Here is a 13183-nt window from a genome sequence, read left to right on the forward strand (position 1 = left end):
CACCTTGGCAATGGAGGAGTGGGCAAAGGGACGAGTCACGCGCACGGTCAACACCCCGGTTTGGTTGATGGTGCCGGCCCAGACCGAGCCGCCCGCTTCCACAGCCTGCGGCCGCGATTCGCCCGTTAGCGCCGATGTGTCGATCTGGGCACTGCCGGCCAGCACTTCGCCATCGAGCGGGATGCGCTCGCCGGGCTTGAGCTGGATGCGCTCGCCCACGGCCACGGCCTCAGGGGAAACAGTTTGCAGCTGGCCGTCCCGCTCCACGCGTGCCACATCCGGCCGCACCGCCAAAAGCGATTCCACCGAGCGGCGCGAGCCCCCCACAGCGCGATCCTGCAGCAGCTCCCCCAAGCGATAGAACAGCATGACGCCCACAGCTTCCGGAAGCTCGTGGATGGCGATCGCGGCGAGCGTGGCCACCGCCATCAAAAAATTCTCGTCAAAGACCTGACCGCGCCGGATGTTGCGCCCGGCAACCGACAGCACGCCCCAGCCGCTCGCCAAATACAGCGGGAGGAATAGGGCGTACTCGCCGATTTGATAGGGCGTCTGGTGGAGAGCTTCCCGGAAGAGCATACCCAGCGCGAGCGCTAGGGTCATGCCAACTAGCAGGACGGCCTCGCGCTTAAGCGCGGGGTTGTTACCTGACTCGCGCTCGCAAGCAGAATCCTCGCAGCACGCTTGCTCTCGGTCGACCACGCTTGGCTCCTCAACGCTGCTAAGTAACTGAATGATTGCTCAACTGAGAGACAGTTCAGATGTTATGCGGGCCGTCATACCAATTCTCGTGGCTTGTGCACTAGATTTCGACCTCCAAAACTCCCTCATCGGGCAAAGGAATGAGCGATCGCACAATATGGGAGTCATATTCTTTAGAAAGCGTGCATCCACTGCTCAAATTGGTATCACCCCACCGTCAAGGTGCGATCGCAACCGAGCTCCCCTAGTTTGGGGAGCCCGGCAACAGGATTCGTTTAGGAGCGGGGCTGGCTGGATTCGAACCAGCGACCTAGCGCTTCAGATTGGTGCGGGTTTCCCCGCTCTCCGGACTATGCCTTCACCTTGGGCGCGATCGCGCCGTTAGGTGGCGACCGTTGCGTTGCGGGCAGGATCGGCTTTGTGGCGCAGGCTGGGAGGCAGCTGCGGCCGCAGCTCGGCTAGAAACTGCCGGCCGGCTTGGCTTCCCAGGCGCAGGCGGTACCCGCGCTTGCCCCGCGCGATTCCCCACTGCCAGCCCCAGGTGCGCGCGAAGTAAGCAGCGATGGTCTCGCACTCGGCACGCGAGGCCCCGACATGGAGAGAAACTTCCAGGCTGCGGATCCGACCGTTGCGGTACCGGAACGCGCGCGAGCCGCGATCCAGATACCACAGGACCAGGCCCTGACGGGTCAGATGCCGCAGAAACGGGCGCGCGATCGTGCGCGTCCCGCCCGGATACAGACGCTGCACCAGCACCCGGATCAGCGGCGTTTGCTTGGGTTGCAGGCGCAACCAGCGCTCGCCCTGCCGGGTTAGGTACATCTTGAGCGCAACCGGGCGCCCCCCGATGCGCTCCAGTAGCTGCCGCTGGAGCTCGGCATGCGCCCTATGGCGAGCGGGATGCAGCAGGTAGAAGTTATCGCCGTTGCGGCGAGCTCCCCCCAGCAACATGCCCGCCAAGATCCCGCGGCGCTCGCGTTTGGATGAGACTTCAAAGTCCATCGTTCGGCACTGCCCGCAACCAGTCTCTGCACCTTCCTTCCCCACAGCGGGAAAGGCTTGGCTCAAGATTGCCTTATCCGCATGGCGGACGTAGGGTCTCTTGAATTTGGCCGCATTCGACCCTGCGGTTTCCCGCAGGGCGCCCGATGCATTCAGGAGGCGCTTGCTCTATCCAACTGAGCTACAGCCCCGTGCTGGCAGCGCCTCTATCCTAGCAAAGCGCGCCCCTTGGCTCGAGCAGGCGGCCTCAATCGCCCCCCTCAGGAGCAATCGCGGCCCGCTCGAGCGAGCGAACGACAAACAGCGGCATGGCAGGCTGGCGCAGCCGCTGGGCATAGCGAGCGCTCATGAGGTCGCGATAGTCGCCATCGCCGGCAACGCGAGCGCGCAAAAAGGCCGTCGTTAGGGACTTGAGGTATTGGCGCGCAGGCGCCTCTGGCTGGGAACGCTGGCGCGATCGCGGCAGGTCCACTCCCGGTAGGACCGAAAAGTGAGTAGCGCCCTGCATTAGGGCCAGATAGCGATCGTCGCCGCTCAGCCAGCTAAACGGCCGGATTTGCTCGGCCAGGGCGGGCGTAATGGTGTCCTCAGTGCTCGAAACGATGAGGGTGGGCGTCTCGAGCTGCTGCAGCTGCGACTCGCCAAAAACCGCACTGGCAAACGGGTTGACGACGACGACAGCCGCAATCCGTTCGTCCTGGAGGCCGTAGTCCTGCTGCGGCAGCTGCTGCAGCTGGCATTGCAGCAGCAACGAGATATTGAGCGTGCGGCCGAGGCCGCGGCAGCGACGCTCGAGCTGCTCGAAGTTGAGCTTGGCCTCCGTGAGCGCGAGAGCGGTATAGCCGCCGAACGAATGCCCCACAACGCCCACGCGTTGCGTGTCGATGCGCTGGCCGTAGTCGCGCGCCAGGCGATCGAGCAAAAACGTGACATCGCGCGGCCGCTCCAGCGCTTCGCCGGGCTTGATGGCAGCTTCCCGATCGCCGTTCAGCAGGCTCTCCAGCCAGGCTGAATTGCTACCTGGGTGCTCGAGCGCCGCCACGGCGAAACCGTAGCTGGCCAGATGCTGAGCCAGATACGCGAACGATGCCCGGTCAGCGCCCAAGCCGTGCGATAGCACGACCAAAGGGGCCTCGCGCTGCCGGCGCTGGGGCAAGTACAGGGTTGTTGGAAAGCTGCGCTGGCGATCGCTATCGGCTAGGGCGAGCGTGCGCCGTTCGAACTGGCTGGAGCCCTGCTCGCGCGCTGGCGGCAACTGTCCCCGCTCCAGGGGCGGACTCTGGGTGCGCTCGCGCCGGTATTGCCGCTCGACGGCGGCTGTTGCATCCTGGGTCTGCTGACCGAGGGCGGGCAGCCCTTCGAGGGCTTCTGAACCCTCAGCCACGCCAGTCTGGGTGCCTAGTTGGCCAACCAGCCCCAGGACATCGAATGGCGTCAGCGGCTCGTTGCGCTCGGCCGCACGCACCAATAGGGCTCGCAGGCGCGCCCAGTAGTCGTTGGCAGGCAGCTCGCGCTGGCTGAGGCGCTGGCGGAAGGTGCTATCGGCCCGAGCGGGCGCCGGGGCATCGCTAGGCTGGGCGAGCGAGGCCGTCGCGCGGCCGACGGGCCCAGTTAGGGTGGCGAGGGCCAGCAGGGTCGTTGCCAACCCAGCCTGGGCTGCGATGAGAGGGCGCTGCCGCCAGCGGTGCGCCCGTTCGGGATGGGGCATGGGAAACGCGTCAGTGGCGCCTTGCGCGCGCCAAGCTGCTATAGTAAAAGTCTTCTTTCTAAGCTTACCCTGCCGGTTAGCCAATTGGCGCTGGCAGCCACTGAGAGACCAACATGAGCGGTTTGCAGGGTCGGGATTTGCTCAGTGCGGCCGATCTGTCGGCCAGCGAGCTGCAGGCGGTCATGCAGCTCGCCGCACAACTCAAACAGGGCAAGCCCTCGCCGCAAGGCACGCCCATCTTGGGCTTGCTGTTCGATAAACCCTCAACGCGTACCCGGGTCTCGTTCGGGGCAGCAATGGCGCGCCTAGGCGGCTCAACCATCGATCTCAACCCCAATGCCACCCAGATCGGCCGCGGCGAACCCATTGCCGATACGGCCCGAGTGCTGGAGCGCTACCTCGGCGTGCTGGCCATCCGGACGTTCCAACAAGCCGATATCGAGACATTTGCGCGCTGGAGCCAGATTCCTACTATCAACGCCCTCAGTGATCGCGAGCATCCTTGCCAAGTTTGGGCGGATCTGTTCACGATCGGCGAATGCTTGGGCAACCTCGAGGGACTGACGCTGGCCTATCTGGGAGATGGCAACAATGTTGCCCAGTCGCTGCTGCTAGGCGGTGCCATTGCCGGTCTCCACCTGCGCATTGCCACGCCTGCTGCCCATGCCCCAGAGGCAGCCATCGTGGAGCAGGCCCGGGCGCTGGCCGGCCCCCAGCAGCAGATCGAGCTGACCGAAGATCCGCAAGCGGCCGCGCGCGATGCCCAGGTCCTCTATACCGACGTTTGGACCAGCATGGGCCAGCAGGCCACCCAGGACCGGACCGCGATCTTTCAGGCCTATCGGATCGACGCCGAGCGGTTGCGGCAGGCTGCGGACGAGGCGATCATGCTGCACTGCTTGCCCGCCCACCGCGGCGAAGAAATTACCAACGATGTCATGGAAGGGCCGCAAGCGCGCATCTGGCAGCAGGCCGAGAACCGCATGCACGTTCAACAGGCACTGTTGGCTAGCGTGCTGGGGTTAGCCTAAAGCGGTAACGCCGCTAGTTGCGATCGACAATCGAGCTGCCAGCCAGCGCTGGCACTTGTTAAACCGGCCAGGCCGCGATCGCGCTCAGGCCACACGGAATGGGGGTCGCGCTTTAGTCCCTCTCAACTGGCAACCGAATGGGGCAGTTCGGTTGTTTGTAAATGCCGTCACTCTCGATCTTTCCCAAGATATAGCAATCGTAGACCACATGTGAACGGAGCTAGCTTGTTGGGCGAAGCTCTGGACTCTCTCGAAATGGGAGTTGAAGCTCTCGGGGACAACCCCACTCATCCGTTCACGATCCACGTGTTTTTGCTATAGAAGTGGAACCGAGGTCCGAGCGCTTATTTTGATAAGCGACAGTCCCAACCATCGGTTTAGCTAACTCAGGGAGGTGGTAAGCCATGGCTATTGTCCCTACCCGCGGTCCGGGCGCTGCACGGCCGGCTCGCAACTGGTGGGATCCGTTCCGTGAACTCGACTCCGTGCAGCAAGAAATGAATCGCATGTTTGACGATTTGGTGCGCACGGGGGATGGCGGCGAAAGCGGCAATCTAACATTTGCCCCATCCGCCGAGCTAGACGAAACCGAAGATGCCATCCATCTCAAACTGGAAGTCCCGGGGATGGATCCCAACGATCTGGACGTGCAAGTCAGCGACGAAGCGATCTCCATTAGCGGCGAGCGCCGCTCCGAATTCCAGCATCAGGAAGGGAGCGGTCGGCGCAGCGAGTTCCGCTACGGGCGCTTCCAACGCGTAATCCCGCTAAATGCCCGGATCCAGAACGACAAAGTGCAGGCCAGTTACCAAAACGGCATCCTGCACCTCAACCTACCCAAAGCTGAGGAAGATAAAAACAAAGTGGTCAAAGTCAACGTGCAGCAATAAGCCGGCTAACCGCTTTAAGCGCGCCTGCCAGCGTTAGAAACCTCACCCGAGCGGCATGCCAGAATGGAGACAGTAAGCATTCCAACTCATCCACTGTGACATCCCAACTGGCAGCTCCAACAGCAACGACAACCGAGGACAACGCTTGCGTCCTGCTTGTCGAGACGAACGGGCGCTTTGCTCGGGAAGCCAGTGCGGATTTTTGGGAAGCCGGTTACGAGCCCATCGTTAGCAATAGCTTGCAAGCCAGTTGGCAGGCACTCGAGGCACGCCAGCCCGCATTGGTCGTGGTTGATGGCGGCCTGGCCGGCGAGGGTGCCCTCGAGTTTTGCCGCCAGATTCGGGATGAGGGACTCCGGGTACCGGTATTGCTGGCCATGGCGCGCGACACCATTGACGATCGCGCTGCCTGCCTGGCCGCAGGGGCCGATGACTACGTGCTCAAACCCTACCGCCCCGAGACCTTTTGGCAGCTAGTCGATCTTTATCTGAGCGCCGCGACGCGCGAGCGCGAAACGGAACAGCTGCAATTTGGCGATTTGAAGCTGGATTTGACCCTGCGGCGTGCCGTTCGCAACGGGCGCGCGATCGAGCTGACGGTGAAAGAGTTCGAGCTGTTGCGCTGCCTGATGGTGCACGCCGGGCAGGTGCTAACCCGCGAGCAAATTTTGGAAGCCGTTTGGGGCGATCACGGGGCAGGCGAGTCCAACGTGATTGAGGTCTACATCCGCTACCTGCGCCTCAAACTGGAGAGCGAGGGCGAGAAGCGCCTCATTCAAACCGTGCGCGGGGTGGGCTATGCCCTACGCGAGGCCTAGCCTGCACCGCCTTGGCTTGCTTTGGGGAGCTGCAATCGCGCTAGCCCTGCTGGGCGGATGCGGCCCTGCCAGTAGCGCGCCCGATGGGGGGGATTCCCGCTCGAGCGCTCCCGAAGCCCAGCATCTGCCCGTTAGCGCCTGCGCGCAGTTTGCCGGTACCGATACCAGCGTGACGCTGGAGGTGGCGCGGACATCGCAGCAGCAAGCCCAGGGCTTGCAACACCGGCGCGAGCTTGCCCCCAACCGCGGCATGCTGTTTCCGTTTGAGGCCCCGCGCCAAGTGCAGTTCTGGATGAAGGACGTGCCCATTGCCCTGGACATGGTGTTCGTCCGCAGCGGTCGGATCCAGCACATTGCCGCTCGGGCCCCGCCCTGTCCTAGCGAGCCCTGTCCCACCTACAGCCCCGGGGAACCCGTCACTCAGGTCATCGAGCTGCGCGGCGGACGGGTTCAAGAACTGGGATTGGCGGTGGGCGATCGCGTCCGGATCGAGTCGGTCAGTCCGCAAGCCCCCTAGCGGCGCGCGCGCACCGTCAGCGCTGCTGCGGTACGGTCCGCCTTTCGGGAACCGCCGAGTACTCGGGGTCGGCAATCTGACCGAGCCGATCCGGCGGCCAAAAGCGCACAAAGGCATGGCCGATGATGTTTTTGCGCGGGACAAATCCCCAGTAATGGGAATCGCGGCTGTTGTTGCGGTTATCGCCCAAAACCAGATAGCGCCGCTTGGGGATCTCGACCGGCCCGTAGGTGTAGTCGGGCTCGGCCTTGAGGTAGGGCTCCTGGATGGCTTGGCCGTTGATGAACACGGTTCCGTTCCGGACGGCCACCGTTTCGCCTGGCAGGCCGATTACGCGCTTGATAAACGCCTGCTCGAATTGGAGCGACTCGGGCGGCGAGAAAACGATAATATCGCCCCGCTCGGGGCGGCCGAAGCGATAGCTTAGCTTCTCGACCAGCAGGCGATCGTTGACCTGAAGGGTCGGTTGCATGGACTGGGAAGGGATGTAGCGCGCTTCCGCGACAAAATGGCGGATGCCCAACGCCAAGACGACGCTCAGGCCCAAGGTTTTGACGGTCTCGAGCCACGGGTTGGCGGTATCGCGTTGGGACATACGGCTGGGTTGCGCGCGTTGGCGGCTGCGTTCCAACCCTGGATTGTAAGCGCTGGAGTTTCCTATGATACCAATTCTCGTGGCTTATGCACTAGATTGCGATCTCCAAAAATCCTTCAATATGGAAGTTATGTCCTTTGGTTAGCGTGCATCCGCTGCTCAAATTGGTATGACTGCTCCCGCCGAATCGCTGATCCGCAACGCGGAGGTTTTGCACCCCAGCGGCCAGCTCGCGCGCGGCGACGTGCACCTGCGCGGCGGCAAAATCGCGGCCGTTTTGCCCGCTGGCAGCCCCATCCGCGCCCAGCACGAGATTGAGGCCGGCGGCCTGACGCTGTTGCCCGGCGGCATCGATCCCCAGGTGCACTTTCGCGAGCCGGGTATGGCGCACAAAGAAACCCTGTTTAGCGGCAGCTGTGCCTGCGCGCGCGGCGGCATCACGGCGTTTTTGGAGATGCCCAACACGCAGCCGCCCACCACGACGCAAGCAGCCCTGGACGACAAGCTCCAGCGGGCCGCTAGCAGCGCGCTGGTTCACTACGGTTTTTTTATTGGGGCGACGGCGGACAACCTGCCGGTGCTGCAATCGGCGCAGCCCGCCTGCGGCATCAAGATCTTTATGGGGTCATCCCACGGGTCGCTGCTGGTCAGCGAGCCGGCCGTTCTGGCGCGCATCTTTGCCAGCGGCCATCGCCCCATAGCCGTCCATGCCGAAAACCAGCAGCGCCTGGAGCAGCGGCAGCGGCAGTTTGCCGGCGCTCGAGACCCGGCCGTCCACACCCAAATCCGCGATCGCCACGTTGCCCTGCTGGCAACGCAACAAGCGCTGGAGCTGGCCCAGCGCTACCGGCGGCGCCTGCACGTACTCCACGTCTCGACCGCCGAGGAAGCCCAGTTGCTGCGCGCTTGCAAGCCCAGCTGGGTCAGTGCCGAGGTCACACCCCAACACCTGCTACTGAACGAGCACGCCTACGCCACGCTGGGGACGCGGGCGCAAATGAATCCGCCGCTGCGATCGCCGCGCGACAACGCCGTCTTGTGGCAGGCCCTGCAGGATGGCGCCATTGACTTTGTCGCCACGGATCATGCCCCCCACATCTGGGAAGAAAAGGCCCAGGGGTATCCGCACGCGCCTTCGGGGATGCCCGGGGTGGAGACCTCACTGCCACTGATGCTGACCCAGGCCATGCAAGGCCGCTGCAGCATTGCGCAGGTGGCCCGCTGGCTCTCGGCAGGGCCCGCTCAGGCTTACGGTCTGGCCAACAAAGGGGCGATCGCGCCGGGCTACGATGCCGATCTGGTCTTGGTGGATTTGGCAACGTATCGCCCGGTGCGGCGGGCAGAGCTGGCAACCCAATGCGGCTGGAGCCCCTTTGAGGGCTGGAACCTGACCGGCTGGCCCGTCATGACGTTGGTGGGCGGGCAAATTGCCTATGAGCGCGGGCAGCTCAACACGGCCGTGCGCGGCGAGGCTTTGTCGTTTCGCCGGTGAGACTTACCCCGCTTAGACCGGTAAGACTTCAATGGATCTGCCAGCCGGGATGTGGGTGGTTCCCACCGGAACTACAGCTAGGGCATCGGTCTGGGCCAGATTGACCAAATTGGCGGAGTCGTGGTGGCCCGGGTTGAGCGCAAACGTGGGACCCCCGGCCTGGCGCTCGAGCTGCCCCCACAAATAGGTCTCGCGCCCGCCGCCGGCGCGCAGCTCGCTGCGGGTGGTCGCGGCTGCGAACTGAGCGGGGCCGGCTTGGGCCCAGCCCGATCGCCGCAGCAGCGCCGGGCGCACCAAGCGCCAGCAGCTCACCAAGGCCGAGACCGGATTGCCGGGCAGGCCAAAGTAGCAGCATTCGCGCCCGCTGTCATGGGCGGCAAACGTCGCCAGGGTCAGCGGTTTGCCCGGTTTGAGCGTGACGGTGCGGAACTGGAGTTGGCCCCCTAGCGCGGTGAGGACGCGCTCGATGTAGTCGTGATCGCCGACCGAGACACCCCCCGTCGATAGTACCAGATCGGCTGAGGCAATGGCTTGGGCGATGGCCGACTGCAGGGCCTCGGGCCGATCGGGCACGATGCCTAGCGGCTGCGGCACCGCGCCGCAATCGGCCACAAAGCTTGCCAGCGCGTACTGATTGGAATCGACAATCTGGCCGGGTTGCAGGAGCTGATGGGGTGGGACTAGCTCGTCGCCGGTGGACAGAATTGCCACTTGCGGGCGCCGGTAGACCGCCACCTGCTGGCACTGGGCAGCCGCCAGCAGCGCCACCTCGGCAGGGCCCAAGCGGGTTCCGGCTGCTAGCAGCGGCTCCCCCGCCCGATGGAAGCTGGCGCGCCGGCGCACGAAGGCCTGCGGCTCGATGGGCGCCTCGACCCGGATCCGGTCGCCATCGCGCTGGATCCGCTCTTGCGGGACGATGGCATCGGCCCCCGCTGGCAGCAGGCTGCCGGTATAAAGGCGCGCTGCTTGGTGGCCCCCCAACGCGCGCTGCGGTTGGGATCCGGCCGGGATGGTCTCGACCACCTCCAATGGGGCTGGCGCTTGGGGGCTGCAATCGGCCAAATCCGCCGAGCGGACGGCGTAACCGTCCATGGCCGAGTTGTCCCAGTGCGGAAAATCCAGCACCCCCGTCACGGGCGCAGCCAAAATCCGACCGGCTGCCGCCTCCAGGCCAACGCGCTCGGCATCGCGCTCGCGATCGAGCGGTGGCGCGCAGCGCAGCGCGATCGCCTCGGCCTCGCGGACGCTCAGCATTCTAATTTCCCCCACCAGCGCTACCATTGACGCTAGCAGCCCCGCGCCCGCCCAACCTGCTTATGGACAGCGAGCGATCGCGCTCCCAACCCTTGGCTGAAGTCCCGCTGGAGCGGCGCGTTTATGCCTTCGCGATCGACTTTGCAGCGGTTGCGCTGCTGGCTGGGGCAGCCGCCATTCCGCTGTTGCAGGTGCTGGTCTTTGCCGCTGCTTGGTTGGGGCTGCGCGTTTATGCGGTTTTGCGCTATCGCGGGCAAAGCCTGGGACGCTGGGCCTTCAATCTCAAAGTCATCGATGGGCGCCGCGGCACCCTCCCCGATAGCGGCATCTTGCTGCAGCGAGAGGGGCTAACCGGGGTGGGGGCCTTGCTCGCCGCTATCGGCCTGACGCAGTTGCCCAACCCCATCGGGTTTGGCATCCCCTGCATTCCGCTGGCTGCCGACCTTCTGTTTGCCTTCGCCAGCGAGCAGCGCGGTCAGACCTTCCACGACAGCTACACCCGGACCACCATCGTCTGGGCGGAGCGCGGGTATTCGCTCGATGAGCGCCTCAAGCGCTGGGTTGACGAGGCGCGGAATCGCTTGGGAAGATAGCAGATCGGCTACCCCTTCAACTGAGTCCAGACCAGTCCCAGCTATGGCAAGCAGGAAAGGAATCCGCGTGATTGTGACGCTCGAGTGTACCGAGTGCCGCACCAATCCCCATCAGCGCACGCCCGGCGTCTCGCGCTATACCACCGAAAAAAACCGCCGCAACGTTAGCGGGCGCCTGGAGCTGCGCAAGCACTGCCGCTATTGCAACAAGCACACCGTGCACAAAGAGACCAAATAAGCGAGCGACGATGGCGTACTTTCGCAAGCGACTCTCTCCCATCAAGCCGGGCGATCCCATCGACTACAAAGATGTCGATCTGCTGCGCAAATTCATTACCGAGCGCGGCAAAATCCTGCCGCGCCGCATAACTGGCTTGACTGCCCGGCAGCAGCGGGATCTGACCCGCGCCATCAAGCGCGCTCGCATTCTGGCGCTGCTGCCTTACATCAACAAGGAAGGGTAGCTGCCCGCCGCCGAGGCGCTACCAGTCGGGTGTTAGCTTGTCCGTAGCCATGCCAGCCGGAGTGCGGAAGTCGTGGCACTGGAAGCGGGAACGCCGGTCGAGTTTCGCATCCGCGGCGAGCGCCGCTTGGCTGTCGTTGAGGGCGCAGCGGGCAAAAAGCACTGGACGGTGCGCGATTGCCAGGGCCGCGCCCATACCCTCCACCCGCGCCAGGTCGAGTACGAAGCGGGAACGACGCTCGAGGGCGTCCAAGCCCTCTCGCGCTTTCTAGAAGCGGTCGAGCCCTACCTGGGGACCGCTGACAGTAGCGATCTGGAACTGGCTTGGGAGCTGCTACTCGAGCAAGGCGAGACGGCAACGCCAGCCGGTCTCGCCCAGGTTTTGTTTTCCGAGAGTACGCCGGAAGCGTGCTACGCGGCTTACTGCCTGCTAGAGCAGGACCGGATTTACTTTAAGCGCAAAGGCGATACCTACGAGCCGCGCCCGAACGAGCAGGTTGCGGACCTCCAGCATCAACAGGAAGCAGAGCGGCAGCGCGAGCGCGAGTGGCAGCACTTTGCGGAGCAGTTGCAGCAGGCGGAAGCGGGCCAGTCGGTGGAGTGGTCAGCCAGCGATCGCGAGCGCCTGGTGGCCCTAGAGCAGGTCGTGCTCCACCCCGAGCGCGACGTCCCGCTTGCCCAGCAAGCGCTCGCGCATGCCGGGCGCTCGCAAACACCGCAGGCAGCCTTTCGGTTGCTGGTCGATATCGGCTGGTGGCACCCGCACGAAAACTTGGCGCTGCGCCGCAGCTCTTACCCCGTTAACTTTCCGCAGCAGGTGCGCGATTTGGCGCAGCAGTACCAGCATTCGCCGCCCAGGGCCGATGGCAACCGCCTCGATCTGAGCCACCTCAAGCTCTACACAATCGACGACGCCAGCACCGCCGAGATCGACGACGGCCTGAGCGTGGAAACCCTGGGCGATGGCACGCAGCGCCTCTGGATCCACATTGCCGACCCCTCCTACTGGGTCGCGCCGGCCGACGCCCTGGATCTAGAAGCGCGGCGCCGCAGCACGAGCTTGTACCTGCCCACGGGAACGATTCCCATGTTCCCGCCAGAGCTGGCGACTGGCGCCATGAGCTTGGTGCAAGGGCAAATTTGCCCGGCCCTGAGCTTTGGCGTCGTCTTGAGCGAGAGCGGCGCGATCGGCGACTACACCATCCGCGACAGTTGGGTCAGGCCAACCTACCGCCTGACCTACGACGATGCCGACGAAATGCTGCAGCTAGGCGTGCAGGCCGAGCCCGAGCTGCTTGCCCTAGCCGATTGGGCTCAGCGGCGGGCACAGTGGCGCCAGGCGCAGGGCGCGATCGACATCCGCTTGCCCGAGGCCGAAATTGCCGTCGGACCGGACAGCGAGATCGACATTCAGCTCATCGAGAGCTCGCCCGCCCGTCAGCTGGTCGCCGAGATGATGATCCTGACCGGCGAGGTGGCGGGGCACCACGGGCAGGCACAGCAGCTACCGCTGCCGTTTCGCAGCCAGCCCCAACCGGAGCTCCCCTCGGACGAAACCTTGTTGCAGTTTCCGGCGGGGCCAGTTCGGGCCTGTGCGCTGCGCGGTTGCATGCCGCGCAGCGAAACCAGCATCCAGCCGGCACGCCACGCCGGATTGGGCTTGCCAGCTTACACGCAGGTCACCTCCCCCATCCGCCGCTATGCCGATCTGCTCGCTCACTTCCAGCTCAAGGCGCACTTGCGCGGCGAAGCGCTGCCTTTCTCCAGCGAGGACCTGCAGGAGCTGACCTACAGTACAGCTGCCGCCGCAGCGGAAGCCAGCTCGGTCGAGCGGCAGACCAAGCGCTACTGGCGGCTGGAGTACCTGCGCCGCCACGGCGATCGCAGCTGGTCGGCGCTGGTGCTGCGCTGGCTGCGGCCGGAGGACAACCTAGCCCTGGTGATGCTGGAAGACATCGCCATGGAGCTACCGCACCGCTTCCAGATCCCGGTCGCACTCGGTGATCGCGTGGAGCTGCAGGTCGTAACCGCCGATCCGCACAACGATGTCATCCGCTTGCGCGAGCGGGCCAATTGGGAAGCGCAACCTGCTGCAGCCGGCTGAGCGGCTCGGGCTGG

At 64.6% G+C, this 13183-nt stretch carries 14 protein-coding genes; 9 read left to right on the plus strand and 5 right to left on the minus strand.

Annotated elements, in window-relative coordinates; all coding sequences use genetic code 11:
* The 3 genes from BRC58_02620 to BRC58_02630 form a co-directional block, all read right to left on the minus strand.
* A partial coding sequence (locus BRC58_02620) for a heavy metal translocating P-type ATPase (protein ID PSP18815.1) occupies window positions 1-603 on the minus strand: 603 nt, incomplete at its 3' end.
* Window positions 604-1083: 480 nt separating this feature from the next.
* Entirely contained in the window at window positions 1084-1704 is a 621-nt protein-coding gene (locus tag BRC58_02625) for a DNA endonuclease (GenBank protein ID PSP18781.1), read from the minus strand.
* A 247-nt stretch (window positions 1705-1951) separates the two neighbouring features.
* Entirely contained in the window at window positions 1952-3412 is a 1461-nt protein-coding gene (locus BRC58_02630; protein PSP18782.1) for a hypothetical protein, read from the minus strand.
* Window positions 3413-3525: 113 nt separating this feature from the next.
* Between BRC58_02630 and argF the strand changes: the two genes are divergently transcribed.
* The 4 genes from argF to BRC58_02650 all read left to right on the plus strand — a co-directional run bounded on the left by argF (window position 3526) and on the right by BRC58_02650 (window position 6668).
* Window positions 3526-4443: an ornithine carbamoyltransferase gene (gene argF / locus BRC58_02635; protein PSP18783.1), complete on the plus strand. Its 918-nt coding sequence runs from the start codon at window positions 3526-3528 to the stop codon at window positions 4441-4443.
* Window positions 4444-4847: 404 nt separating this feature from the next.
* On the plus strand, window positions 4848-5333 hold the full coding sequence (locus BRC58_02640) for a molecular chaperone (protein PSP18784.1): 486 nt from the start codon (window positions 4848-4850) through the stop codon (window positions 5331-5333).
* 95 nt (window positions 5334-5428) lie between these two features.
* Window positions 5429-6151 (plus strand): DNA-binding response regulator, encoded by a 723-nt coding sequence (locus BRC58_02645; GenBank protein ID PSP18785.1) that lies wholly within the window; start codon window positions 5429-5431, stop codon window positions 6149-6151.
* Window positions 6132-6668, plus strand: a complete 537-nt coding sequence (locus BRC58_02650; protein PSP18786.1) for a hypothetical protein — start codon at window positions 6132-6134, stop codon at window positions 6666-6668. The genes BRC58_02645 and BRC58_02650 overlap by 20 nt, the downstream gene beginning before the upstream one ends.
* A 16-nt stretch (window positions 6669-6684) precedes the next feature.
* Here the strand turns inward: BRC58_02650 and lepB are convergent, their stop codons facing one another.
* On the minus strand, window positions 6685-7263 hold the full coding sequence (gene lepB / locus BRC58_02655) for a signal peptidase I (GenBank protein PSP18787.1): 579 nt from the start codon (window positions 7261-7263) through the stop codon (window positions 6685-6687).
* A gap of 169 nt (window positions 7264-7432) precedes the next feature.
* On the opposite strand from lepB, the gene BRC58_02660 reads away from it, so the two are divergent.
* Complete coding sequence (locus tag BRC58_02660) at window positions 7433-8755, plus strand: dihydroorotase (GenBank protein PSP18788.1); 1323 nt, start codon at window positions 7433-7435, stop codon at window positions 8753-8755.
* A 12-nt stretch (window positions 8756-8767) separates the two neighbouring features.
* On the opposite strand, the gene BRC58_02665 is transcribed toward BRC58_02660, so the two are convergent.
* The gene (locus BRC58_02665; GenBank protein ID PSP18789.1) at window positions 8768-10009 is read right to left on the minus strand and encodes a molybdopterin molybdenumtransferase; all 1242 of its coding nucleotides are present in this window, start codon (window positions 10007-10009) and stop codon (window positions 8768-8770) included.
* A gap of 62 nt (window positions 10010-10071) precedes the next feature.
* Here BRC58_02665 and BRC58_02670 point away from each other — a divergent pair, with 62 nt between their 5' ends.
* From BRC58_02670 to BRC58_02685, 4 genes are all read left to right on the plus strand, one after another.
* Window positions 10072-10602 carry a hypothetical protein gene (locus BRC58_02670; protein PSP18790.1) on the plus strand — a complete coding sequence of 177 codons (531 nt, stop codon included), beginning with the start codon at window positions 10072-10074 and terminating at the stop codon, window positions 10600-10602.
* A 43-nt stretch (window positions 10603-10645) separates the two neighbouring features.
* Entirely contained in the window at window positions 10646-10840 is a 195-nt protein-coding gene (gene rpmG, locus BRC58_02675) for a 50S ribosomal protein L33 (protein ID PSP18791.1), read from the plus strand.
* Between the two features lie 10 nt (window positions 10841-10850).
* A complete protein-coding gene (gene rpsR, locus BRC58_02680; protein ID PSP18792.1) occupies window positions 10851-11066 on the plus strand; it encodes a 30S ribosomal protein S18 in 216 nt (71 codons plus the stop codon).
* A gap of 78 nt (window positions 11067-11144) precedes the next feature.
* On the plus strand, window positions 11145-13169 hold the full coding sequence (locus BRC58_02685) for an RNB domain-containing ribonuclease (protein PSP18816.1): 2025 nt from the start codon (window positions 11145-11147) through the stop codon (window positions 13167-13169).
* Window positions 13170-13183: the final 14 nt, after the last annotated feature.

The sequence above is a fragment of the Cyanobacteria bacterium QS_8_64_29 genome, from assembly GCA_003022125.1.
Classification (GTDB): domain Bacteria; phylum Cyanobacteriota; class Cyanobacteriia; order Cyanobacteriales; family Rubidibacteraceae; genus QS-8-64-29.